Raw genomic sequence first — 24,281 nt, 5'->3', positions numbered from 1 at the left:
TCACAGTCACGCAAAAACACGTCCGCAGAACCTTCCCACGCCCGCATGGCGGAGATCGCCGACGAGCACTTCTCGTTCATCGCCCGCTACCTCGCCCGCCTCGGGGTTCGCGCGCAGGACATCGAGGACGTCGCCCAGGAGGTCCTCGCCGGCGCCTACCGCGCGCTGCCGCGGTTCGATCCCAGCAGGGGCACCGTGCGGTCGTGGCTCATGGGCATCGCGACCCACCAGGCGTCGAACCATTTCCGACGGGCCCACCGCCGCCACGAGCGCCTCCGGCCGTTCGACGATCTCGCGGCGCTGCCTGACGTCACCCCCGACTCCGAGCAGCATGCCATCGCGAGAGACCGGCGCTGCGTGCTCCACAAGCTGCTCCAGGAGCTGCCCATGGAGCGCCGCTGCGTGTTCGTCGCCCATGAGCTCGAGGAGATCGACATGGCCGAGATCGCCCAGCAGCTCTCGATTCCCCTGAGCACCGCGTGGAGCCGGCACCGGCTCGCCTGGGTGGACATCGAGGCGGCCATGCGTCGCTGGCAGGCGCGGCAGCGCGGCCGCGGGCTCGCGTTCATCCCCTTCAGCGCCGGCGCGCTCGTCCAGGAGGCGCGCACGGGACGCGAGGGCGCGCCGACGTTGCTCGCGCGGCTATACCGCGGCGCCCGCGGGGTGTTCTCTCCGTGGAGGCTCCCGATCGAGGGCGGCACGCCGACGCGGGCAGGCTCGCTCCATCTCGCAGCGAGCATCGCAGTCCCGCTGGCGAGCGCCGCCGCCGTCATCGCGCTCACGCTGAGCGCGCTGCGCGCCGCCTCGACCCCGACCGCCGCCGGACAGCGCGCCGCGAGCGGGCTCGCCGTGGCGGCCATCCGGACGCCGCCGCCCCCGGAAGCGTTGCCGCCGTCCCCGGCCGCGCTGCCGCCGCTGTCCCCGGCCGCGCTGCCGCCGCTGTCCCCGGCCGCGCTGCCGCCGCTGTCCCCGGCCGCGCTGCCGACGGCGCCCGGCGTAGCTGCAGCGGCGGGCGCCCTGCAGGGCGGCGGGATCTCGGCCGCCGGGAGCCCGCGAGCGACCAGCGCGGCGCCGCTCGCCCAGAAGTCCGCGCCCCGTCCGGCCGGCAGAGCGACCTTCCCTCCCGCAGGAGCGTCCGGGGCGTCGAACGATCAGGAGATCGCCGCGGAGCGCACCCTCATCGACGGGGCGATCACCGCGTTGTCGCGCGGCCATTATGCGGAGGCAAAGAGCCTCCTGATCGAGCACCGAACGAGGTTCCCTGCTGGCCGCCTCACCGCCGAGAGGAACGCGGCGCTTCGCGCGCTGCGCTCGAGGACGGCTGCCGCCGGGCCCCGCCCGCTCCTGTAGAGCACTGCTCGGATGGCGAGGATCTGAACCGCCGAGGACACCAAGAGAGTCGAGCCCTGGCCCCTCTCGACCTCTCGTCCACCTCTTCTCTCCGAGCCGCCGTGGCACGCGCAGCCGAGAGCCGGTCGAGAGCGATTCCCCCGTTCAGTTCCCCACGACCTCAGTGCTGCTCTCCTGCACAGGAGACGATCCATCCCAACCGCCGCCGAGCGCTGCTCTCCCGCACAGGAGACGGGCCCAGATCGACGTTTTCGGCGCGCAGGCGTGCTCCAGCACGCCGAGCACCGAAAACGCCGAGGTGGGCCCGTATCCGAAGCGGGAGAGCAGCGCTCCCGTCCTTGGCGATTGAGGGGGAGAGGCGGGGGATCGCGCGCGCACAGAAGATCATTTTTCAGAGCCGATGGCTTTTTTTTGAGATGGGAGATCTGCTCCTCCTAATTAAGCGAGCATGGGACAACCGCATCGCACTCTCGCACCGTCGATGCCGCTGGATAGACAGCGGGCCTTCGTCCGGCTCTTTCGGGGGAAGACCTACGATTCCGTATGGAATTGGCTTAGGCGGCTCGGGGTCCCACGCCGCGATCGGCGAGACATCCTCCAGGATGTGTTCCTCGCCGGATACCAGAGCTTCCCTTCCTACGACCCGCTCCGCGCGCGACCGGAGCGGTGGCTCAACAGGATCACGGTCCACGTGGCCGCCCACTACCGCGACCGCGCGCACCACCGGCGCGAGGAGCTGTCCTCCGGCCACGCCCCGCGTCGCGTCGCCGACGAGCGCCCGAACGCCGAGGAGCAGATCGACGCAGAGCAGACGCGCTCCCTCATCCTCTCGCGGCTCAGGTCGCTGCAGGCCGAGGAGCAGCAGATCCTCATCCAGCACGACATCGAAGGCGTGCCGATGGCGACGGTCGCCGAACAACACGGGATCCCGCTGTCGACGGCGTACAAGTGGCGCACGCGCGCGCTCGCGTCCCTGCGTGCGCTGATCGAGGAGCCCCGCGCGGAGCGCAGGCATCAACGACCGCCGCGACCGACGGCGAGCAACGTGGCCGAGGCGGCGGCGCACCCGGCGAAAGGCGCACGATCGGCGAACACGCCACGCCGGACGGCGCTGGCAGAGCGACCCGTCCGCTCGACCACAGCGGGCGCGAACCGGCCCGCGGCGCCCTGCCATGCGCAGCCGAAGGGCGCGCCGTTCCTGCCGCGGCCGGGCGGGGACCGGGCGCACTCGCCAGCGCGCGCATAGATAAGGTTGGATGGCCGGCGGAGGCCGCCAGCGCGGTCGGGCCAGCGCTCGCGCGAGCGCCGGCGTCGGCCCGGATCCGGCGTCCCCGCGTGGTTCGATGGCCCGCCCGCGCATGGCGAGACAGATCTTCAAGCCGACCGCAAGCCGTAAGGGAGTACGGGGCGCCGTACAACGACCAGAAAGTGCCTCCGGGCCACGCGCGGGTAGTCGGGGCGTATGTCGTCCGCTATGCTGGAGCCTCAACGATGTACTACTCGACCGACGACCTTCGTATTGCAGGGCTCAGGCCCTTGATCCCCCCGGCGATCCTTATCGAAGAGATCCCCGTCAGCCCCGCGGCCTCCGAGACCGTGGCCTTCACGCGCAAGGCCGCCGAGCGCGTGATCTCGGGCGACGACGACCGGATCATCGTGGTGGTGGGCCCCTGCTCCATCCACGACCCCAAGGCCGCCCTGGAGTACGCCGCGCGGCTCCGGGAGGCGCGCGACCGGCTGAGCGACGATCTGCTCGTGATCATGCGCGTGTACTTCGAGAAGCCGCGCACCACGGTCGGCTGGAAGGGGTTGATCAACGATCCCGACCTCGACGGGAGCTTCTCGATCAACAAGGGGCTCCGCGTCGCCCGCGGGCTGCTCCGCGACATCGCCGAGCTCGGGCTCGCGAGCGGGAGCGAGTTCCTGGACACGATCTCGCCGCAGTTCATCGCCGATTTCATCTCCTGGGGCGCGATCGGCGCGCGCACGACCGAGAGCCAGATCCACCGCGAGCTCGCCTCCGGGCTGTCGTGCCCCGTGGGCTTCAAGAACAGCACCGAGGGCGACGTCCAGATCGCGGTCGATGCGGTGCGGGCCGCGCGCGAGGCGCACCATTTCCTCTCCGTGACGAAGCAGGGGATCTCGGCGATCGTTGCGACGCGCGGCAACGCGTCGTGTCACGTGATCCTGCGCGGCTCGCAGCGCGGCCCGAACTACGCGGCCGAGCACGTCCGCGAGGCGGCCGACCGCCTGACCAAGGCGGGCCTGCCGCGCCGGCTGATGGTCGACTGCAGTCACGGCAACAGCCAGAAGGATCCGGCGCGCCAGAGGACGGTGGCCGAGAGCCTGGCCGACCAGCTGCGCTCCGGCTCGCGGGACATCCTCGGCGTGATGATCGAGAGCCACCTCGTGGGAGGCCGGCAGGATCTCGCGCCGGGCAAGCTGCCCATCTACGGCCAGAGCATCACCGACGCCTGCCTCGGCTGGAACGACACCGTTCCCGTGCTCGAGCTGCTCGCACAGGCGGTGCGGGACCGGCGAGCCAGCAAGGCGGCGTGAGCCCTCCGCGCGGCGCCTGCGGCCGCGCGTGACGGCGGCCGTGCGTGACCGCGCCGCGGCCACCGTGTGTGGCGGATCCCTCAGAAAATTTCATCATAAACGCAATTCACGACCCGCGGCACGCTGCAGCCACGGCCGCCGGGGTTTCGTGCGCCGCGGGCCCGGCGCCACTGCCGTGCGGGCGAGCGACACGCTATGCCTGCACCCGGGAAAGCCGCGGAGGGAGCTGCCATTCTCTCGGAAATCCTCATCATCCTGGCCCTGGTGCTCGTGAACGGCGTCTTCTCGGGCGCCGAGATCGCGGTCGTCACGGTCCGCAAGACGCGGCTCGACCAGCTCGTCCAGTCGGGGAGCCGCCGGGCGCGCGCGGTGAAGCGCCTGCGGGGCAACCCGGAGCGCTTCCTCGCCACCGTGCAGATCGGCATCACCGTCGTGGGCGCGACCGCGAGCGCCTTCGGCGGGTCGACCCTCGCGAAGGACCTCGCGCCGGTGCTCCGCGCGGCGCCGTGGATCGGGGACGCGGCGGACGAGCTGGCGTTCGCCGCGGTGGTCGCGCTCGTGTCCTTCCTGTCGCTCGTCCTCGGCGAGCTCGTCCCGAAGTCGCTCGCGCTCCGCGCTTCCGAGCGGTACGCGATGCTCGTCGGCCCGCCGCTCCGCGGGCTGTCGTCGCTCGCCCGCCCGCTCGTCTGGCTGCTCACCGCCAGCTCCAACCTGGTGCTGAGGCTCTTCGGCGACCGCACGAACTTCGTCGAGGCGCGCCTCTCCCCCGAGGAGATCCAGCAGATCGTCGACGAGGCCGCCGAGGCGGGCTCGGTCGACAAGCGCGCCGGCGAGATCGCGTCCCGCGCCATCGATTTCGCCTGGCTCACCGCGCTCCAGGTGATGCTCCCCCGCGGCCGCGTCGTGGCCCTCCCGCGCGACGCCGCCGCCCAGGAGGTCCAGCGCGCGGTGCTGGAGCACGGCCACACGCGGATGCCGGTCTACGAAGGGTCGAACGACAACGTGATCGGCTACGTCACGATGCCCGAGGTGCTCGCGCTCCTGTGGGGCGACGGCCAGTTCTCGCTGGAGAGCATCCTGCGCCCGGCGTACTTCGTGGTCGGGTCGATGCCGGCCGTCGATCTCCTCGCCGAGCTGAAGCGGCGCCGGCTCCAGCTCGCCGTGGTCGTGGACGAGCAGGGCGGCATGATCGGCATCATCACGATGGAGGACCTCGTCGAGGAGCTCGTCGGCGAGATCTTCACCGAGAACGAGGCGCACCCGCCTCACGCAGAGACGATCCGGCGCGAGCCGGACGGGTCGGCGCTCGTGCCCGGCGACATGCCGGTCCACGAGGTCTGCCGGCAGCTCGCGATCGCGCTGCCGGACGACGTCCGCTGGTCGACGGTCGCGGGGCTCTGCCTGGGGCTCGCCCGGCGCATCCCGGCGCCCGGCGACGTCGTGACGACCCCGGACGGGGCGGAGCTCCACATCGTCGACGCGAGCCCCCGGCAGATCCGCACGGTGCGGGTCCGCATCCCGCCCGCGCTCGCGAGCGAGCCCGAGGACGAGGAGCCGCGCGGCGAGGGCTGAGCCGGCGCGGCGCGTCAGGACGCAGGGACGGGCGCGCCCGCGGTCCTCCGCTGGAAGTAGTCGACCACCACGTAGCGCCGGGCGAGGAGGCCGAAGACGACGCCCGCGATCAGGAGGAGCACCGCGAAGGAGAGATATTGAAGCGCGCCCGTGAGCACGTCGAGCGCCGCGACGCCGGCGGTGATCAGGTCGCCCGTGATCGCCATGCCGGCCGAGCGCCGTGAGGTGGGCGCCGCGCACAGGTGGTCATTGGCCTTCGCACGTGCTCGTGGATCAACATGGTGTTGATCGTGAAGAACGTTGAGATGCTCTTCATCCCGTAAAACCTGAAACGCTCGCACCCCTCGTTTCCGATAATGTACTTGCTCTGAGGGGGAAATCGGTTGGTGCTCGGAGCGGTTGGCGTCATGGCGAGGCCCTCGCGCGCGCCATCTCGATGCGTAGATCGCCTCCCGCGCCAGGGCAATCCGCGCTGCCTCCCTCCCCTCCAGAGAGCGCCGGCGCTGGCTGGCTCATCAGCCTAGCCTCGCGAGGCTAGGCCAGCCCGAGCAGCGCACCCTGTGGTCAAGGTGTACGACGGTGGCAAAACGGCGCGCGCGCGCACCGACGAGGATCGACGATCTGCGCGCGGGATTCAGGCTGCAAGCATTGACATCCTGGAAGGCCATCGTCGTATCCTCCCGGTAGCTCCGCGTTACGACCCCCGTCGTCGGCAACCCTGCCGAGGGAAGGTTCATGGAAAAGCTCAAATCGCGCTTCAGGCTCGCGCCGACGTATACCCTGCTCTGGCTCGCCGCGGCGGCGCTCTCCGCCGTGGCATCGTGTTCGGACGGCGGCCCCAGCACGAGCGCGTGCGTCGCGCCGGAGACGGAGTGCGACGGCATCTGTATCAACACGGGCACGAGCACGAGCCACTGCGGCGCGTGCGGCGTGGCGTGCGGCGACGATCAGACCTGCCGCGACGGCGAGTGCGTGGCCGCGTGCGACGACGGCCTCGCGGCGTGCGGCGACAGCTGCGTCGACACCCAGAGCGACGAGGCGAACTGCGGCCGCTGTAACAACGCCTGCGAGGAGGGGCAGACATGCCAGGCCGGCGCGTGCCAGGACCAGGGCAGCTGCCCCACGGGGCGCACCGACTGCGGCGGCACGTGCGTCGACGTCTCGTCCGATCCGAGCAACTGCGGCGAGTGCGGCGCCGCGTGCACGGACGACCAGACCTGCGAGTCGGGCGAGTGCCAGGACGGCGAGTGCTCGCAGGGGCTCACCGACTGCAACGGCGCCTGCGTCAACCTCCGGAACGACGCCGGGAACTGCGGCGAGTGCGGCACCGCGTGCACGGACGACCAGACCTGCGTCGCCGGCGAGTGCGAGGACGGCTGCGGCTCCGGGCTCACGGCCTGCGACGGCGTCGACGTCTGCGTCGACCTCCAGACCAACGCCGAGCATTGCGGCGAGTGCGGCGCCGCGTGCAACGACACGCAGGTCTGCCAGGCCGGGGCTTGCGCGTGCACGGTGAGCCCGGGCCACGACCTCGGCAGCGCCGTGCCGCAGATCGTGAACGGCACGACCGCGGGCCTGCCGAACACGTATTCCCCGACGTGCTCCGCCACGAGCTCGAGCGAGCGCATCTACTCGTTCACCGCCGCGACCGCGGGCGTCTACTCGTTCGACAGCACGAACTCCGGCTACAGCGTCGTTCTCGCCCTCCTCGACGCGACGGGCTGCTCCGAGATCGCGTGCAGCGCCGACCCCAGCGCGGTCATCACGGCCGACCTGGCCATGGGCCAGACCGTCTACATCGTGGTCGACGGCGCGGAGGGCCAGGCGGGCACCTTCGAGCTGAACGTGACGCGGGCGAGCGCGCCGAGCTGCCCGGCGGGCACCCTCGCCTCGTCGGTGCCGCAGACGATCACCGGCAGCACGGTCGGCCGGCCCAACAGCGTGCGGCCGACCGCGACGACGGCCTGCCGCGCGTCGAGCAGCCCCGACGCGGGGTACGCGTTCACGGCGCCCGTCGCCGGCGACTACACCTTCGATACGTTCGGCTCGGCGTTCGACACGATGCTCCACGTGCACGACGCGACGTGCAGGGGGGCTCAGCTCGCGTGCAACGACGACACGGACGTCGAGCAGTCGGAGGTCACGGTGACGCTCGCGGCGGGTCAGACCGTCGTGGTCGTGGTGGACGGCTCGACCGACACCAGCGACGGCGCGTTCACGCTCAACGTGAAGCGGGCCGTCCCGCCGCCGGTATGCGACAACTCGGGCACCTGCGGCGACGGCAGCTCGGGGTGCACCCGGTGCGCGCTCGAGAGCAGCTGCGCCGACGAGCTCTCGGCGTGCACGGACAGCATCGCGTGCAGGGAGTACGTGAGCTGCTTCCGTACGTGCGACACGGCCGCCTGCAAGGAGGCCTGCAGGACGGTAGACCCGGCCAGCGCGGCCCTCTACGAAGCGATGCTCCAGTGCGCCCAGTGCGACGTGTGCCGGAACGATTGCAGCGGCTCGTCGGAGGTCGTGTGTCGCTGAGCGAGCGCGTGAAATAGAAACGCTGCGTCGCCCGTGTTACGAACGGGATGATGCAGCGCATCCTCCACGGCCACTTCTGGACGGTCGCTCCCTGGCTCAAGCATCAGATTCGCGCCCCGCGGCTCGCTCCGTCTTCCCCCTTCGCGGTCCACGTCGATGAGACTCCTGCCGGGCCCGTCCGGTTGCTCGGCAGGATCCGCCACCGAGAGGGCGCGAGCTCGATCCTCGTCGTCGTCCACGGGCTCGGCGGTACGAGCGAGAGTTATTATATGGTCGAGGCCGCTCTGAGGGCCGAGCGCGCCGGGCTCGCCTGCCTGCGCGTCAACCTGCGCGGCGCCGGGGGCGACGGAGACGACATCTACCACGCTGGCCTGTTCTCCGATCTCCACGCCGCCATCACCTCCCCCGAGCTCGACCGGTACGAGCGCGTGCTCGTCCTCGGCTACTCGCTCGGCGGGCATATCGCCCTCCGTTACGCGGCCTCGGGCTCGCTCGACGGGCGCGTCCACGCCGTGGCGGCCGTCTGCCCGCCGCTCGACCTGGAGCGATCCGTCGCCGCGATCGACCAGCCCGAGCGGTGGGTGTACCGCAGGCACGTGATGTCCGGGTTGAAGGAGATGTACACCGCCGTCGCCTCGCGCCGCGCCGTGCCCGTGCCCCTCGACGAGGCGCTCGCCATTCGCACGATCCGCGAATGGGACCGGCGCATCATGACGCGGCGCTTCGGCTATGAGAGCGTGGAGGCCTACTATGCGAGCGAGAGCGCCGCCCCGCGCCTCCGCGACATCGCCGTCCCGTCGCTGATCGTCGCGGCGGAGGCCGACCCGATGGTGCCGCTCGACACGGTGCGGCCGGCGATCGAGGCCCACCCGCGCTCGCCGCTGCTCGACGTGCAGTGGCTCCGGCACGGCGGGCACGTGGGCTTCCCGCGGACGCTGAGCCTCGGGTTCGGGGCGGCGCCAGGCCTCGAATCCCAGGTCATCCACTGGCTCACGAGGCATTGACGTGCAGGCGTCGCCGCGGCCGTGCCCGCGGCTCGCTGGCTCGGCTCCCCCGGGCATCGGGGCGCGGGAGCGCGCTCGGTCGCCGCGCGGCCGCGCCGACGCGATGTCACCCGCGCGGAGCGGCCGGCATCAGCGCATAGACGTCGACGTCCACGCCTGGGCTGTAGAGCACGTGCGGCGCCCCCTTCGGGGCGGGCAGGCCGGCCGCGGCGACGACGCTCTCCTCGACGTGGGTCACCTCGGCCCGGTGGAGCGGATAGGGCGCGTGGTGCACCTGCCCGATCCTGAGCGCGCCGCCGCTCGCGGCGAACAGCAGGTAGCGCTCGGCCAGGAAGTGCTCGAAGGTCCCCGGCGCCGCGGCGCCGCCGTCGATCGCCGCGCCGACGCGATAGCGCGCCTCGAAGCGCGCAGGCACGGGGCCCGGCCAGCGCCGCGCGCTGCGGTAACGGACCTCCCCGTCCCTCGATTCGAGATCCATCGAGGCGTAGTGATACGGCAGGTGCCAGCCGACCCGGGCCGCTACGACCGCGATCGCCTTGGCCGCGTCCAGGCTGAAGAACCAGACGCCCGGCGCTCGCCCCTCCTGGTGAACGTAGGTGCGGACGTTGAGCTCGTGGAAGTTCGAGATCCCCGGCACGCTCGGCGACCACCAGGGGCTGACGTCGCGCATGGTGAAGGCGACGACGCCGACGTAGGCCTTGCCCTCGAAGGTGTCGAGTTCGAGCGCAGGCGGCACGACGGCGCGGAGCGCGGCGATCGGCGTCTCCCAGTGCAGGAAGAGCAGCTCTCTCCAGCGCTGGAAGCCCGCAGGACGGCCAGGGGGGCGGAGCGTGGGGGCGATTCGATCCACGGCGACCTCAGCATAGGACGGCGCGGTCAGAAGATCTCCTCTCGCGGCGGGCAATGGCATGGGGATATCCTGCGCGCGGAGCCGAACGGGCACGGAGCGGAGGCAGGATGAAGAAGCTCATCAATGCGCCGGACGATCTCGTCGATGAGGCGCTCGAAGGCATGGCGCTCGCTCACGCCGAGCTCCTCCGGGTGAACGCCGCGCCGCGCTTCGTCACGCGCGCCGAGGCGAAGGGCAAGGGCAAGGTCGCGCTGCTCTCCGGCGGCGGCAGCGGGCACGAGCCGCTGCACGCCGGGTTCGTCGGGCGCGGCATGCTCGACGCCGCCTGCCCCGGCGCCGTGTTCACGAGCCCGACGCCCGACCAGATCTTCGAGGCGACGCGGGCAGTCGACGGCGACGCCGGCGTGCTCCACATCATCAAGAACTACACCGGCGACGTGATGAACTTCGAGATGGCCGCCGAGCTCGCGCGCGAGGCGGGAATCCCGGTGGAGGGCGTGCTCGTGAACGACGACGTGGCGGTCGAGGACAGCCTGTACACTGCCGGACGGCGCGGCGTGGGGACGACCGTCCTCGTCGAGAAGATCTGCGGCGGCGCCGCCGAGGCGGGCCGCCCACTCGAGGAGGTGGCGGCGCTCGGTCGACGGGTCAACGCGCGCGGCCGAAGCATGGGGGTCGCGCTCTCCGCCTGCACGGTGCCGCACGCCGGCAAGCCGTCGTTCGAGCTCGGCCCGGACGAGATGGAGGTCGGCATCGGCATCCACGGCGAGCCCGGTCGGCGGCGGGCCAAGCTGGAGCCGGCCGACCGGGTGGCCGAGATCCTGATACAGCCCATCCTCGACGACCTGCCGTTCGAGCCGGGCGACGACGTTCTGCTGTTCGTCAACGGCATGGGCGGGACGCCGCTCCTCGAGCTCTACGTCGTGTACCGCAAGGCGCGCGCGATCGCGCAGGGCCGCGGCCTCAAGGTCGCGCGCAGCCTCGTGGGGTCGTACATCACGTCGCTCGAGATGGCCGGCGCGTCGGCGACCCTGCTCAAGCTCGACGACGAGATGCTCCGCTGGTGGGACGCGCCCGTGCACACGCCGGCGCTGCGCTGGGGGACCTGAGCCATGGACGCCTTGACCGGCGCGCACATCGCGGCGTGGATCGAGCGCGCGGCCGACGTCATGGAGCGCGAGAAGGCGCTCCTGACCGAGCTCGACGCGGCGATCGGCGACAGCGACCACGGCGTCAACATGGCGCGCGGCTTCACGGCGGTGCGCGCCCGGCTCGGCGGCCTCGATCACGGCGACGTCGGCGCGCTGCTGAAGGGCGTCGGGATGATCTTGCTGTCGACCGTCGGCGGGGCGAGCGGCCCGCTCTACGGCACGCTGTTCCGCGACGCGGGCCAGCGGGCGGCCGGCGCCGAGACGCTCGATCTCGCGGCCCTGGCCGGGTGCCTCGAGGCGGGCCTCGACGGCGTGAAGCGGCGAGGCAAGGCATCGCCCGGCGACAAGACGATGGTCGACGCGCTCTCCCCTGCGGTCGACGCGCTCAAGGCCGCGCTGAGCGCGCCGGCGCCCACGGGCGAGCCGGCGCGCTCCCCGCTCATGGACGGGCTCGCCCGCGCCGCCGAGGCGGCGCAGGCCGGCGCGCTCGCGACCGTGCCGCTCATCGCTCGCAAGGGCCGGGCGAGCTACCTGGGAGAGCGCAGCGCTGGGCACCAGGACCCCGGCGCCACGTCGTGTTCGCTCTTGCTGCGGAGCCTGGCCGCGACGGCAGGCGCATGAGCGGGGCGGCGGGCCGCGTCGGGCTCGTCCTGGTCTCGCACAGCCGAGAGCTCGCCGAGGCCACCGAGGCGCTGGCCCGCCAGATGACCGGCGAGGCGGTCGCCATCGCCTGCGCGGCGGGCGCGGGCGACGGCGGCGCCGAGCTCGGCACCGACGCGACCGCGATCGCCGCGGCGATCGAGCGCGCCTGCGGGCCGGCCGGCGCCGTCGTGCTGATGGACATCGGCGGCGCGATCCTGAGCGCCGAGACGGCGCTCGAGCTCGTCGATCCGGCCATCGCCGCGCGCACGCGCCTCTCCGGGGGGCCGATCGTGGAAGGGGCGATCGCGGCCGCCGTGCGGGCGGCGGCGGGCGGCACGCTCAATCAGGTCGCCGCGGAGGCGCGGCAGGCGCTCGCTCCGAAGGCCGAGCATCTCGGCGAGGCGGAGCGCCCCCCGGCGGCGGCCGGTGCCGCGACCGACGCGACCGCGCCGGCCGCGACGGTCGAGCTGGCGATCGCCGATCCGAGCGGCCTCCACGCCCGCCCTGCCGCGCGGCTCATCACGCGCGCGGCGGCCTTCGACGCGGCGATCACCCTGGAGAACGTGACGGCCGCGCGCGGTCCGGTGCCGGCCTCGAGCCTGATCGCGCTCGCCTCCCTCGGCGCGCGCCGGGGCGACGTGCTGCGCCTGCGCGCGACCGGTCGGCAGGCGGGCGAGGCCGTCGAGGCGCTCGCTGCGCTCCTGCAGCGCGACGCGCCAGCGGCCGCGCATACGGCGCCCCCCGCGTCGTGCCACGCGATCCCCGTCGCGCCCGGCATCGCGCTCGGCCCGATGGTCCGGCTGGTGCGGTCCGTCCCGGAGGTCCCCGAGACAACGGTCGACGATCCTGTGGCCGAGGCCGAGCGGCTGCGGCGGGCGCTCGATCTGGCAGCGCAGGACCTCGGCAGCGCGCTGCGCGGCACCGACATCCTCGACGCGCATCAAGCGCTGCTCTGCGACCCGGCGCTCGTCGACGAGGCGATCGGGCGCATCGAGCGGGAGCGCTGCAACGCCGCCTGGGCCTTCCGCCAGGCGATCGACGCTGCGGCCGCGATCTACCGGCAGCTTGACGACCCGTACCTGCGGGCGCGCGAGGCCGACGTCCACGACGTGGGCGACGCCGTGGTGCGCGCCCTGCTCGGCGGCGCCGCGGCGGTGCTGCCCGAAGGCCCGCCGGCCGTCGTCGTGGCCGAGGACCTCACGCCGTCGGAGGCCGCGCGGCTCGAACCGGGGCGGGTGCTCGGCGTCATCGACCGGCGCGGCGGTCCCACCTCGCACGCCGCCATCCTGCTGCGGAGCGCCGGCATCCCTGCGGTCGCCGGGGCGGCGGCGCTGGTGCCGGATACGGGCGGCGCGCGCGCCGGCCTCGACGGCGCGACCGGCGAGGTGTGGCTCGACCCGGATCCCGAGACCACGATCGAGCTCGAGCGGCGGCAGGCGGCCCTCCGCGCGTCACGGCGGCCGCCAGGCGCCCGGGACGGCCGGTTGCGCCTCGCCTGCGGCCGCGAGATCGAGCTCTGGGCGAACGTGGCCGGCCCCTCGGACGCGCGCGCCGCGCGCGCGGCCGGCGCCCTCGGGATCGGGCTCCTGCGCACCGAGATGCTGTTCCTGGACCGCGTGGACGAGCCCGGCGAGGACGAGCAGGCGGAGCTGCTCGCGGAGATCTTCGCGGCGTTCGCCGGCGCTCCGATCGTGGTCCGCACGCTCGACGTCGGCGGCGACAAGCCGCTGCCGTACCTCGAGCTCGACGCCGAGGCGAACCCCAGCCTGGGCGTCCGCGGCGTCCGCCTCTCCCTCGCGCGGCCGGCGCTGCTCGAGGCGCAGCTCCGCGCGATCCTTGTCGCTGGGCGCGGCCATGACATCCGGGTGCTGGTCCCGATGGTGTCGACCGCCGCGGAGGTGAGCGCCGTGCGCGCCGCGCTGGAGCGCGCGCACGAGACGCTCGCGGCGACGGGCGCGGCGCACCGCTGGCCCGTGGCCACGGGCATCATGGTCGAGGTGCCGTCGGCGGCGCTCATGGCGGAGCGCCTCGCGCGCCTGGCGGACTTCTTCAGCATCGGGACCAACGATCTGACGCAGCACACGCTGGCGGCCGAGCGCGGTCACCCGCGGCTGCACGCGCTCGCGGATCCGGCGCACCCGGCCGTGCTGCGGCTCGTGCGCGGGGTCGTGGAGGCGGGGCACGCCGCGAGGCGGCCGGTCTCTGTGTGCGGCGAGGCCGCCGGCGATCCCGGCGTCGCGCCGCTCCTCGTCGGGCTCGGAATCACGCGCCTCAGCATGTGCGCCTCCGCGTTCGACGCGGTGGAGGACGCGCTCGCAGGTGCCTCGTTCGCCGATCTCGCCGCCATCGCCGAGGAGGCGCTGGCGGTCGACGACGCGGCGGCGGCCCGCGCAGCCCGCGCGGCGGCGCGGCGTCCGGGCTGACGTCGCTGCCGCGATCGAGCAGCCAGAGCCCGGCGCCGGGCCGGCCAGACGTCTGGCCGGCCCGGCGCCCGACCTCCAGGGCGATCCTGGCCGCGACCGTCGATCGCCGACGTTACAGCGCCCCCGACGGCGCGGCGCCCTCGTGCGCGGAGCGCGCGGCGGCGTCGCCCGAGGGCTGGCTTGCCCGCACCGGGTGTCCCAGCAGGCACGCGCTGTCGTCGGGCAGCTCCGTCGCCGCATCGCACGCCGCGAGCTCCCAGCCGATCGCCTGTTCTGTGTCGCTCCCGGTGAGGTCGGCGCCTCGGAGGTTGGCAGCGGTCAGATCGGCGCTCCCGAAGGTCGACTCCATCAGCGCGGCGTTCGAGAGGTCCGCCCCCGCGAGGCGCGCGTTCCGGAAGCTGGTCTGGGTGAGATCGGCCCGGGAGAGGTCGAGCCCCGACAGATCCAGCCCCTCGAAGCTGCGGTGACCGCTCCGCGCGAGGAGGCGTACGGCGGCGGACCGTTGCGCGGCGTCGCCCGAGGCGAGCGTGGCGCGCAGCCGGAAGACCGCGAGGCGCGACGGATCGAGGCCGTAGACGAGCGTCGCGGCGAGCGCGGCGAGCACGAGGCGGGCGCCCAGGGAGCGCGCGGCGTCGCGCTCGGTACCGAAGAGAGGCAGCGCGAACGTCATGAGCGCCGCGCCCAGCACGCTGCCGGCGTGCGCTACCGCGAGGAGGCCGTGCGGAGGGATCTTCGCCAGAGCGACGGCGGCCGCGAGGACGAGGAGCAATGCGCCGCCGGCGAGCGCGAGGCGCAGCTCGGTCGACCGCGCGAGCAAGGGCGAGTCTGGCGCCCTCCGAGGGCCACCGGACAGGCCGGGGCGGCGGACCGGCGGAGCCTCGCGCTCACCGGCAGCGCGGCGCGAGGCGCTGGCGGCCACGCCCTGGCGAGGCCCGTCGGTCGCGATGGACATCCGCTGCGACTCGGGTATCCGCTGCGACTCGGGTGGCGCCGAGATCCGTTGCGATGACCACGCCGCCTCCATCCGCCGCGAGTCCGGCGCCGCCTCCATCCGCCGCGAGTCCGGCGCCGCCTCCATCCGTCGCGAGTCCGGCGCTGCCTCCATCCGCCGCGAGTCCGGCGCCGCCTCCATCCGCCGCGAGTCCGGCGCCGCGGGGAGACGGCTCCGCTCCGCGCTCTCGGGGACCGCGTCGGCGCTCGCGAGGGCGTCGCGCAGCGGCGAAGGGAACGACGCGATGTCGTCGAACGACGCGCCCGCGCTCGCCAGCGCCAGGATGGCCTCCTCGTCGAAGCCGGAGCGCGCGCACGCCGACGGATCGACGCGCGCGCCCACGAGCGAGCCCGCCGAGGAGAACGAGCGCGGGAGCTTGGCCCCGCGCAGGTCCGCGGCCGCGAGCAGCGCCCCGCCGAGCAGCGCCCCCGAGAGATCGGCCCAGCGCAGGTCGGCCCCGGTGAGGTCGGCGTTGACGAGCGACGCGGCGTCGAGCCGCGCCCCCCCGAGGTTCGCGCCGGTGAGCTTGGCCCCGTCGAGGCGCGCGCCCGCGAGGTTCGCGCCCTGGAGGTCGGCGCAGCGCAGGTGCGCGGCCGCGAGGTCCGCGCCCGGGAGCTCGATCGCGGTGCTATCGCCGCCGCGACGCGACGACAGGGCACCGAAGAGCGTGTGGAGAGCTGCGGTGTCCATGGCGGCGCCGCCTACTCATCCGGGTCGATGGTGCCGATCGTGCTGGCGAACACCACCTGCCCGTCCTTCATGTAGCCGTCCAGCGCGAACCACGCGTGCGTATTGTCCCCGTCGAGGTCGCCTCGCGCATAGGCGGCCCACCTGCGATCCTCCGGCACGTCCTCCGGAAAATGGTTGACGGAGACGGGCATGGGAGAGCCGCCGAGTCGATATCGATACTGGTACGACTGGGGCTGGGTGATCGCGAACCCAAGGCACTTCCAGCCCACGGTCGGACTGCCAGTGTTGTAGTCAACACCCGGGCTGGGGTCGGGCTGATACTTCTTCCCCTGGACACGAGAGAACCCGTTGGGCACCGTGACCGCATCGCTGCACAGCGGCTGGATCGCCGTGGTGCCCGACATCGCCTGGAGGCGCTCGGCCGAACCGACGACGGCCCTGGCGATGCCGCCGATCGTCTGCTTGGCCTCGGCCGATTTGGCGAACACGAGGTACTTGGACACCCCCTGGGTCGCCAAGGCGGCCAGGATCGTCACGACCCCGCCCGCGACCATCACCTCGACGAGCGAGAAACCTCGTTGACCTCGCCCTCGAGCCGCCCACTCCACGCCAGGTCGAAAATTTCTTGCCACGATACAACTATATACCGGGGCTGTTCATCGATAAACAAGCACAACCCAGAGTGCTCGAGCCCATGGAACGCTGTTTGGTCGGGGGTTGTGGGGAGTGTGGTCGCGCGGGCGGCTCGACTCCCACGTAGACCACGGAAGAAGCGATGTGGCGCGCGGTGAGCGCGCGTGGTGCATCCTGCGCTCGGCGTCGCGTCAGTCGCGTCAGTCGCGTCAGTCGCGTCAGTCGCGTCAGCCGCTCCCGCCACACCGGCCGCTCCGGCACGGCGGCGAGCGCGGACGGGCGGTGAGCTCAGGCGCGCGGGCCAGCGGTCTTGGGCGGCGGATCCCCCGCGAGGAACGCTTCCAGCGCATCGGCGATGCGCTCGCCCGTCTTGCCGTCCCATCCTTCGGGTACGGAGCCTCGCTTGGCGCGGCCGTCGAGGATGGCGTCGACCTCGCGCGCGATGAGCGCGGCGTCGAGCCCGACGACGATGTTCGTGCCCTGCGTCACGGTGATGGGCCGCTCGGTGCCCTGACGCATCGTGAGGCACGGGATCCCGAGCGCGGTCGTCTCTTCCTGGATGCCGCCGGAGTCGGTGGCGACGAGCAGCGCATTGCCCATCACGGTCACGAAATCGTCGTATCCGAGCGGCTCCATGATCCGGAGCCCCTTCGTCTCGCGGAGGCGCGCCGACAGCCCGAACGACTCGGCGCGGGCGACGGTGCGCGGGTGGACGGGGAACACCGTCGGCAGGCGCTGCGCGATCGCCTCGAGCGCGTCGAGCGTCTCGGCGAGCCGCTCGGCGCTGTCGACGTTGGCCGGGCGGTGGAGCGTCGCGATCGCGTACTTCTTCGGCTCGAGCCCGAAGCGCGAGAGCGCGTCCGTCTGGCGCTTGAGGGCGTAGTGGACCGAGTCGATCATCACGTTGCCCACGAACCGGATGCGCTCGGGCGCGATGCCCTCGGCGAGCAGGTTGGGGTGGGCGTCGTGAGAGGGGGTGAGCAGGAGATCGGAGAGCTGGTCGGTGAGGACGCGGTTGATCTCCTCGGGCATCGTCCAGTCGCGCGAGCGCAGCCCGGACTCCACGTGGACGACAGGAATGCCGAGCTTGGACGCCGCGAGCGCGCCTGCGAGGGTGCTGGTGACGTCCCCGACGACGACAACCACCTTGGGCCGGTGCTCGATCATGTCGGCCTCGGCGCCGACGAGGACCGCCGCGGTCTGCTGGGCGTGCGAGCCGCCGCCTGCCTTGAGCGTGTGATCCGGCGTGGGCAGGCCGAGGTCCCGGAAGAACACGTCGCTCATCGTCGTGTCGAAGTGCTGCCCCGTGTGGAGCAGCCGCATCGGTAGGCGGCGCGCCTTGAGGGCGCGGCAGATGGGGGCGAGCTTCATGAAGTTCGGGCGCGTCGCGGCGACGAGGTAGATCATCTCGACCGAGGATGATGCCGTGGTACCCGGCGCAGCACCAGCGTTTTGACGGAGCCGCGGGCGAGGCCGATCCTCGATTCTGCTCTCCTGCCTCCGCGTTCCCTCGCCTCGCCTCGCCTCGCCTCCGCCGCGGCCGGCGCTCGATATCCTCACTACCCACGATACCTACGCGCCGCGGTTCACCATCGCGCCCGCCACGCCGCCCACGTCGGACGCGTCGGACCTGCGCTCGCGCTGCGCCGAGCGCCGCGCCCGGCGTGTGCGCCACCACCGCTCGGCGCTCATCACCGGCAAGATCGTCATCGCCACCAGCGTCGACTTCACCCACGCGTCGAGCGAGAGCGGCGCCGAGCCGAACAGCGTGTGCATGAACGGCGCATAGACGAAGCAGAGCTGCAGGGCGAGCAGCGCGCCGATCCCGACGTAGACCCAGGGATTCGAGAACAGCCCGATCTTCAGCATCGAATCGCGCAGCGACCGGCAGTTGAGCACGTAGAAGATCTGGAACAGCACGACCGTCGTGACCGCCGCGGTCTGGGCCTCGCGGTAAGCGATCTCCGAGACGACGCCGCCGCGCACCTCCATGAAGTACTCGTAAAAGAACAGCCCGATCGCCCCGGCCGTCATGAGGACCGCGACGATCGCCGTGCGCACGAGCACGAACCGGCTCAGGATCGGCTCGCTCGGATCCCGGGGCGGGCGGCTCATCACGTCCTTCTCCATCGCCTCGAACGCGAGCGGCAGGGAGAGCGCCACCGTGGCCACCAGGTTGACCCAGAGGATCTGGACGGCCGTGATCGGCATGAGCGGCGCGCCCCCGACGATCGGGAAGCTCATCACCGCCACGAGCAGGATCAGCGCCTCGCCCAGGTTCGTCGGCAGCACGAACGCGAGCGCCTTGACCAGGTTGTCATAGACGCGGCGCCCCTCCTCGACCGCCGCCCGGATGCTCGCGAAGTTGTCGTCCGTCAGCACGACGTCGGCGGACTCCTTCGACACCGCGGTGCCCGTGATCCCCATGGCCACGCCGATGTCCGCCTGCTTGAGCGCCGGCGCGTCGTTCACGCCGTCGCCGGTCATCGCGACGACCCTCCCCTCGGCCTGCAGCGCCTTCACCAGGCGGAGCTTGTGCTCCGGCGCGACGCGCGCGAACACGTGCGTGGACGTCGCCGCCGCGCGCAGCTCGCCCTCCGAGAGCCGCGACAGCTCCGTGCCGTTCATCGCGCGCGCCCCGTCCGGCACGAGCCCGAGCTGCCCGCCGATCGCCCGCGCGGTCGCCAGGTGGTCGCCGGTGATCATCTTCACGGTGATCCCTGCCGCGTGGCACGCCTTGATCGCGTCGATCGCCTCGGGCCGCGGCGGGTCGATCATCCCCTCCAGGCCGAGGAGCTCGAACCCCTCCGGGAGGTGCGCCTCGTCGAGCGAGGCCGCGTCGCGGCCCGCCGGCCGCGAGGCCACGGCGAGCACGCGCATGCCCTGCGCCGCCATCCGCTCGACCTGCGCCATCACCTGGGCCCGCCCCGCCTCACCGAGCGCGGCGCGGCCGAGCACCGCCTCGGGCGCCCCCTTCATGAAGATCACCCGGTCTCCGCCGGGGGCCTCGTGGAGCGTCGCCATGAGCTGCCGCTCCGAGGAGAACGGGACGACATCGACGCGGGGGTGCTCCCGCCGCGTCCCCTCGACGTCCACGCCGAGCTTCTGGGCCGCGACGACGAGCGCGCCCTCGGTCGGGTCGCCCTCGATGCCGCAGGCGTCCGCCTCGCGCGTCATGCGGGCGTCGTTGCAGAGCAGCCCCGCGCGGAGCAGCGCGCGCACCGCCTCGGGCACCTCGCCGACCGGCGCGCCGTCGCGTCGGAGCTCGCCTTCGGGCGCGTAGCCGACGCCGGTCACCTCGAGCGCCGCTCCGGCCTGCTCGAGCGCCGCCTCCCCTTGCGCCGCGGCGGCGGGCGTCCACAGGGCCCGGACCGTCATCTCGTTCCGCGTCAGCGTTCCTGTCTTGTCCGAGCAGATGACGCCCGTGCTGCCCAGCGTCTCGACCGCGGGCAGCTTCCGGATCACCGCGCGGCGCCGCGCCATGCGCTGCACGCCGATGGCGAGCGAGATGGTGATGATCGCGGGCAGCCCCTCCGGGATCGCGGCGACCGCGAGCGAGATGCCCGCGAGCATCGCGTCGACCGGCGGGTAGCCCCGGAGCAGCGCGACCCCGACGATGAGCAGCGCGACGGCGACGATCGCGATGGTCAGCACGCGGCCGACCTTGGCCATCGAGCGCGTGAGCGGCGTCTCGATCTCGGTCGCCTCGTGGAGCATCGAGGAGATGCGGCCGAGCTCGGTCGCGGCGCCCGTGGCGACGACCACCGCGGTGGCCGCGCCGCTGGTCACGAGCGTCCCGCCGAAGGCGAGGTTCTTGCGGTCGCCGACGCCGGCGTCCTCGGGGACCGCTGCGACGTGTTTGTCCGATGGCACCGACTCCCCGGTGAGCGCCGACTCGTCCACGTGGAGGTTCTTCACCGAGAGCAGCCGGGCGTCGGCGGGGACCTTGTCGCCGGCGTCGAGCACCACCACGTCGCCGGGGACCACGTCGGCGGCGGGGATCACGCTCCGCTGGCCGCCGCGCACGACCGTGGCCGTCTGGGGCACCATGTCGACGAGCGCCTCGATCGCCTTGCCCGCGCGGAGCTCCTGGACGAAGCCGATCGCCGTGTTGAGCACCACGACCGCCAGCACGACCGACCCGTCGATCGCCTCGCCCATGGCCATCGCGAGGGCCGCCGACGCGAGCAGCACGTAGATGAGCGGGTCGTTGATCTGACGGAAGAGCAGCTTGAGCGGGCCGTCGCCCTTCGCGCGCTGGATCACGTTGGGCCCGACGTCCTTGAGCCGCCGGGCGGCTTCGTCGCCCGCGAGGCCGGCCTCGGCGCTCTCGATCCTGGAGAGCACATCGGGGACAGGCAGGCTGTGCCAGGCGATCGCGGCCGATGGGGGGAGGACGCGTTGGGACATGGAGTCATCTCCTGCGGCGGCAGCCGCGCTGTGCGCGCTGATCCGGCCGGCTGTGGCTGCTCATCACGTGGTCTTCACGTGGCTGGCGCGCGGTTTCCCCCGTCATTCGGCACGTCTCATGCCAGACCGCGCCAGAGCGGAGCCGGGCTGTTCAGCACCCTGGGTGCCTGCGCGGGCAGGCTGCCGGCGGGACCTTTTCACCCCGGCGGGGAATTTTGCCCCATAACGCTCGCCCCGCGCGTCCGGCGACGCGTCGAGGAGCGCGGGCTCGCGGGGCCTGCTGGTGGCCTAACCGCGCGCGTACGCGAAGGTGCCGTCGATGTTGAGCAGCCGCGTCGCCTGGACGAGCTCGGCCACGGTCACGCCGAAGCGCCGCACGAGCCGGTCGGCGACGTCGCGCCGGAGGATGTCCCTGCGAAAGACGTGCAGCGCGCGGGGGGCGAAATACCCCTCGAGCTCCGCGAACGTGAGGCGCTGGTAGTCGGCGGTGCCGGGGACGGGCCGCCGCGACACGACGTCGTAAAAAAAGAAGATGCCGCCCGGCCGGAGCAGGCGGAGCGCCTTGTCCATCAGGCCTCGCTTGAGCTCCGCGTTGGTCACCGACGACAGGACGGCGAACATCATCACCACGTCGAACGGGCCCCCGACGTCGGCCGTCAGGAAGTCGCCCGCGACGAAGCGGATGCCAGCGAAGCGAGAGCGCGCGACCTCGGTGCGCTGCGCGACGAGATCGATGCCGGTGAGGCGCGTCGGATCCGCGCCGAGCTCGACCAGCCACGCCAGGTTGGATCCCGACCCGCAGCCCACGTCGAGCACCGACATCTCGCGCAGCGCCTCGGGCGTGCGCACGCCGCACGCGACGAGCGCCTCGCGCAGGCGGCGCTGCCGCTGCCGCGCGACGAGGTACGGGTGGGCGTTGAGCAGGCTCGCCCAGGGGTTCGCGGGCAGGAAGCGCTCGGTGTAGTGCCGGTTGATCGCCGCGAGATCCCGCTCGAAGCCGCCCTCTTCAGCCATCGGTCCGCCTCCCTCCCCCGCGCGCGCCGCCTGCCTGTTCCATCAAGGCTGCCCCACGGCCCACGCCGGCAGGCGCTGGACCCCCCAGCGCACCGCCTTGAGCAGCCCGAGCGCCACCGTTTGCTCCACCGTGAGCCGCCGGTGCGGCTTCCGCCGCGCGAGGTACGCGTCGAGGTAGCGCAGGAACTCGGGGTCCGGCTCCATGCCGCCCACCTCGCGCCGGATGCGCCGGTACTTGCGCGTCTTCCAGATGAAGTTCTCCCAGCTGTCGAAGTAGTCGTGCCGCATCAGGAGATCGGGCACGTAGACGACCCGCAGATCGGGGAAGTCCTTCGCGATCCGGTAGACGAGGTAGACCCCCTCGGCGCCGTAGAACTGATCGGGAAAGCCCCCGGTCGAGAGGTAGACGCCGCGCCGGATCGCCATGTGCCCCTCGGTCGCGAGGACGTCGTCGACGACGTCGTCGCCGCGGTCGTAGTGCCCCGCGAGCGTGCAGAAATAGGGGTGCTCCTTGGGGATGATCCGGCCGCGCATCGCCGCGATGCGGGGGTCCTGGAAGACGCGGCAGACGACCTCGACGAACGTCGGCGCGATCAGCCCGTCGTCGTCGATGAACGCGACGTACTCGCCCCGCGCCCAGGCGATGGCGGCGTTGCGCGCGGCGTTCAGCGGAATGCCGTCGGTGAGGCGCAGCTCGACGTCGACGAGCGGGGCCGATCGCGGCCGCAGGTGCTCGATGCCGCCGCTGTCCGCGAGCAGGATCTCGAACGGCACGTCGAGCGCGGCCGTCTGGCCGCGCGCGTGCTGGAGGCACTCGATCAGGTAGTCCTTCGCCTTGTAGGAGATGACGATCAGCGTGAGCTTCGGCGACGGGACCTCGCGCCGCACGATGAGCTCCTTCACCTCGGGCGCGTACTTCGCGCGCCACGCCTCCTGATGGGCGCGCTCGGCGTCGGGGAGCCCCGCTCGATCCTGGAGAAGACGGTCAGGCATCGCGGGCTCGCATGCCACGGGGGCCGCCGCGCAGGCAAGGATGTCGCGCGGGCGCCGCCCGGGGAGCGGCGTCGGCGCGCGCCCCGGGCGCGGCTTCAGGCGCGCGCGCTCAGCGCGGAGAGCGCGGCTTCAGGCGCGCGCGCTCAGCGCGGAGAGCGCGGCTTCAGCCCCTGCGGCTCGCCGCGACACGCTCGAAGAGGCGCGCCAGCACCCCCGCGCTGGCGCGCGCGCTCAGCGCGGAGAGCGCCGCGTGATCGGGCTCGACGAGCGGCCGGCCGGCCGCGCGCGCGTCGAGCGCGTCCTCGATGCGGCGCTCGATCGCCGCGGCGTCGCCGGCCGCGTGCGTCCAGCCGAGGCGGGTCGCGTCGAGGATGCGCGCGACCTCGGGGGACGGCGAGACCGCGAGGATGGGCGCGCGCGCGAGGAGGTAGTCATAGAGCTTGCCTGGCAAGAGGTGGGGCTCGTCGCCGAAGCCGGTGAGCAGCGCCAGGTCGGCGCCCGCGACGATGCCGAGCCCCTCGGCGTACGGCAGCACCGTGCGGTGCTCGAAGAGCCGCGACACCCCGAGCTCCTCGGCGAGGCGGAGGTCGCTCTTCGCGACGCGCCCCAGGTTGAGCAGCCGGATCGCGCCCGGGCCGAGCGACCTCCTGCGCGCCACGGCCGCCAGCGCCCGGACGAACGGCGCGAGCGTGCGCTCGCTGTAGCAGTTGCCGAAGTGCACGAGCGTCATGGCCTCGCCGCGCCGCGGGGCGACCGCCGCGTCCGGGTCGAAGCCCGTCCGGATGCACTCCACGCGGCGCGCGATCCCCCGCTCGGCGTAGGCGTCGCGGGTCATCTCGGACGTCACCGTGAAGGCCGCGGCGGCGCCCACCACGGCCCGCTCGACGAGCGCCGCGGCCGCGCGGCTCCACGCGGGCCGCGTCGCCATCACCGGGCCGAACGACCACGGATCGCGGAAGTCGACGACGACGGGCCGGCCGATGGCCCTGCCGGCCAGCACGCCCGCGAGCACGGCCTCCCACGGCGCCCCGCTCGCGAAGATCACCTCGGCGCCGACCTCGCGGGCGAGGCGCGCGACGCGGACCGCCAGGGCCGGGACGCGCCCCGTGTTCGGTCCGATCACCGGGACGTAGCGGACCTCGGCGGCGAGGCGCGCGAGGCCTCTGCGGCGCGCGATCGGCGGTGCGGCCTCGGTCGGCGCCTCGAGGGTGCCGTCCGAGCCGAGCGCCCGGCGCGGCATGCGCGCAAGCTCGGCCTCGGAGAGGTAGTCGCGGCGCACGTCGCCCGCGGGCAGCGAGCCCTCCGCGAACGACGGATCCAGCCGCTCTCCTGGAGGCGGCCTCGCGGTGAGCACCGTCGCGGCCCAGCCATGCTCGGGTAGAAATTTCGCGAATCGGTACGCGCGCTTACCGCCGACGCTGAACCGCGGTGGAAAGTAGTAGCTCACGAGGAGCGCGCGCCTCATGGGCG

The 24,281-nt window shown here is 73.0% G+C and carries 18 protein-coding genes; 9 read left to right on the top strand and 9 right to left on the bottom strand.

Annotated elements, in window-relative coordinates; all coding sequences use genetic code 11:
• The first annotated feature begins 45 nt into the window (after nucleotides 1–45).
• From WMF19_RS14710 to WMF19_RS14695, 4 genes are all read left to right on the top strand, one after another.
• On the top strand, nucleotides 46–1,350 hold the full coding sequence (locus tag WMF19_RS14710) for an RNA polymerase sigma factor (RefSeq protein ID WP_437899693.1): 1,305 nt from the start codon (nucleotides 46–48) through the stop codon (nucleotides 1,348–1,350).
• 448 nt (nucleotides 1,351–1,798) lie between these two features.
• Complete coding sequence (locus WMF19_RS14705; protein WP_437899692.1) at nucleotides 1,799–2,596, top strand: RNA polymerase sigma factor; 798 nt, start codon at nucleotides 1,799–1,801, stop codon at nucleotides 2,594–2,596.
• A gap of 245 nt (nucleotides 2,597–2,841) precedes the next feature.
• Complete coding sequence (locus WMF19_RS14700; protein WP_272103361.1) at nucleotides 2,842–3,909, top strand: 3-deoxy-7-phosphoheptulonate synthase; 1,068 nt, start codon at nucleotides 2,842–2,844, stop codon at nucleotides 3,907–3,909.
• A gap of 195 nt (nucleotides 3,910–4,104) precedes the next feature.
• A complete protein-coding gene (locus WMF19_RS14695) occupies nucleotides 4,105–5,481 on the top strand; it encodes a hemolysin family protein (RefSeq protein WP_437899691.1) in 1,377 nt (458 codons plus the stop codon).
• A gap of 14 nt (nucleotides 5,482–5,495) precedes the next feature.
• Here WMF19_RS14695 and WMF19_RS14690 read toward each other — a convergent pair whose 3' ends face one another.
• Nucleotides 5,496–5,687: a hypothetical protein gene (locus WMF19_RS14690; protein ID WP_437899690.1), complete on the bottom strand. Its 192-nt coding sequence runs from the start codon at nucleotides 5,685–5,687 to the stop codon at nucleotides 5,496–5,498.
• A 529-nt stretch (nucleotides 5,688–6,216) separates the two neighbouring features.
• Between WMF19_RS14690 and WMF19_RS14685 the strand changes: the two genes are divergently transcribed.
• Both WMF19_RS14685 and WMF19_RS14680 read left to right on the top strand, forming a co-directional pair.
• Nucleotides 6,217–8,010, top strand: a complete 1,794-nt coding sequence (locus tag WMF19_RS14685; RefSeq protein WP_437899689.1) for an MXAN_6577-like cysteine-rich protein — start codon at nucleotides 6,217–6,219, stop codon at nucleotides 8,008–8,010.
• A gap of 47 nt (nucleotides 8,011–8,057) precedes the next feature.
• Nucleotides 8,058–9,014: a YheT family hydrolase gene (locus WMF19_RS14680; RefSeq protein ID WP_272103355.1), complete on the top strand. Its 957-nt coding sequence runs from the start codon at nucleotides 8,058–8,060 to the stop codon at nucleotides 9,012–9,014.
• Between the two features lie 106 nt (nucleotides 9,015–9,120).
• On the opposite strand, the gene WMF19_RS14675 is transcribed toward WMF19_RS14680, so the two are convergent.
• On the bottom strand, nucleotides 9,121–9,864 hold the full coding sequence (locus WMF19_RS14675; RefSeq protein WP_437899688.1) for a YqjF family protein: 744 nt from the start codon (nucleotides 9,862–9,864) through the stop codon (nucleotides 9,121–9,123).
• Nucleotides 9,865–9,971: 107 nt separating this feature from the next.
• Here WMF19_RS14675 and dhaK point away from each other — a divergent pair, with 107 nt between their 5' ends.
• Genes dhaK through ptsP form a run of 3 tightly spaced genes read left to right on the top strand, consistent with a single transcriptional unit; the run spans nucleotide 9,972 to nucleotide 14,080 of the window.
• The gene (dhaK, locus tag WMF19_RS14670) at nucleotides 9,972–10,973 is read left to right on the top strand and encodes a dihydroxyacetone kinase subunit DhaK (RefSeq protein WP_437899687.1); all 1,002 of its coding nucleotides are present in this window, start codon (nucleotides 9,972–9,974) and stop codon (nucleotides 10,971–10,973) included.
• 3 nt (nucleotides 10,974–10,976) lie between these two features.
• Nucleotides 10,977–11,636: a dihydroxyacetone kinase subunit DhaL gene (gene dhaL, locus WMF19_RS14665; protein ID WP_437899686.1), complete on the top strand. Its 660-nt coding sequence runs from the start codon at nucleotides 10,977–10,979 to the stop codon at nucleotides 11,634–11,636.
• Nucleotides 11,633–14,080: a phosphoenolpyruvate--protein phosphotransferase gene (gene ptsP / locus WMF19_RS14660; protein WP_437899685.1), complete on the top strand. Its 2,448-nt coding sequence runs from the start codon at nucleotides 11,633–11,635 to the stop codon at nucleotides 14,078–14,080. Before dhaL ends, ptsP begins: the two co-directional genes overlap by 4 nt.
• A gap of 112 nt (nucleotides 14,081–14,192) precedes the next feature.
• Here the strand turns inward: ptsP and WMF19_RS14655 are convergent, their stop codons facing one another.
• The 7 genes from WMF19_RS14655 to WMF19_RS14625 all read right to left on the bottom strand — a co-directional run bounded on the left by WMF19_RS14655 (nucleotide 14,193) and on the right by WMF19_RS14625 (nucleotide 24,276).
• Nucleotides 14,193–15,761 (bottom strand): pentapeptide repeat-containing protein, encoded by a 1,569-nt coding sequence (locus WMF19_RS14655; protein WP_437899683.1) that lies wholly within the window; start codon nucleotides 15,759–15,761, stop codon nucleotides 14,193–14,195.
• 11 nt (nucleotides 15,762–15,772) lie between these two features.
• The gene (locus tag WMF19_RS14650; protein WP_437899682.1) at nucleotides 15,773–16,369 is read right to left on the bottom strand and encodes a pilin; all 597 of its coding nucleotides are present in this window, start codon (nucleotides 16,367–16,369) and stop codon (nucleotides 15,773–15,775) included.
• 313 nt (nucleotides 16,370–16,682) lie between these two features.
• Nucleotides 16,683–17,801 carry a non-hydrolyzing UDP-N-acetylglucosamine 2-epimerase gene (gene wecB / locus WMF19_RS14645; RefSeq protein WP_272103344.1) on the bottom strand — a complete coding sequence of 373 codons (1,119 nt, stop codon included), beginning with the start codon at nucleotides 17,799–17,801 and terminating at the stop codon, nucleotides 16,683–16,685.
• Between the two features lie 165 nt (nucleotides 17,802–17,966).
• The gene (locus tag WMF19_RS14640; RefSeq protein WP_437899681.1) at nucleotides 17,967–20,804 is read right to left on the bottom strand and encodes a cation-translocating P-type ATPase; all 2,838 of its coding nucleotides are present in this window, start codon (nucleotides 20,802–20,804) and stop codon (nucleotides 17,967–17,969) included.
• A gap of 288 nt (nucleotides 20,805–21,092) precedes the next feature.
• A complete protein-coding gene (locus WMF19_RS14635; RefSeq protein ID WP_437899680.1) occupies nucleotides 21,093–21,818 on the bottom strand; it encodes a class I SAM-dependent methyltransferase in 726 nt (241 codons plus the stop codon).
• A 42-nt stretch (nucleotides 21,819–21,860) separates the two neighbouring features.
• On the bottom strand, nucleotides 21,861–22,811 hold the full coding sequence (locus WMF19_RS14630; RefSeq protein ID WP_437899678.1) for a glycosyltransferase family 2 protein: 951 nt from the start codon (nucleotides 22,809–22,811) through the stop codon (nucleotides 21,861–21,863).
• A 163-nt stretch (nucleotides 22,812–22,974) separates the two neighbouring features.
• Nucleotides 22,975–24,276 (bottom strand): glycosyltransferase, encoded by a 1,302-nt coding sequence (locus WMF19_RS14625; RefSeq protein ID WP_437899677.1) that lies wholly within the window; start codon nucleotides 24,274–24,276, stop codon nucleotides 22,975–22,977.
• Nucleotides 24,277–24,281: the final 5 nt, after the last annotated feature.

The sequence above is a fragment of the Sorangium sp. So ce124 genome, from assembly GCF_051525235.1.
Taxonomy (GTDB): domain Bacteria; phylum Myxococcota_A; class Polyangia; order Polyangiales; family Polyangiaceae; genus Sorangium; species Sorangium atrum.
This window is presented reverse-complemented; position numbering and strand designations above follow the sequence as displayed.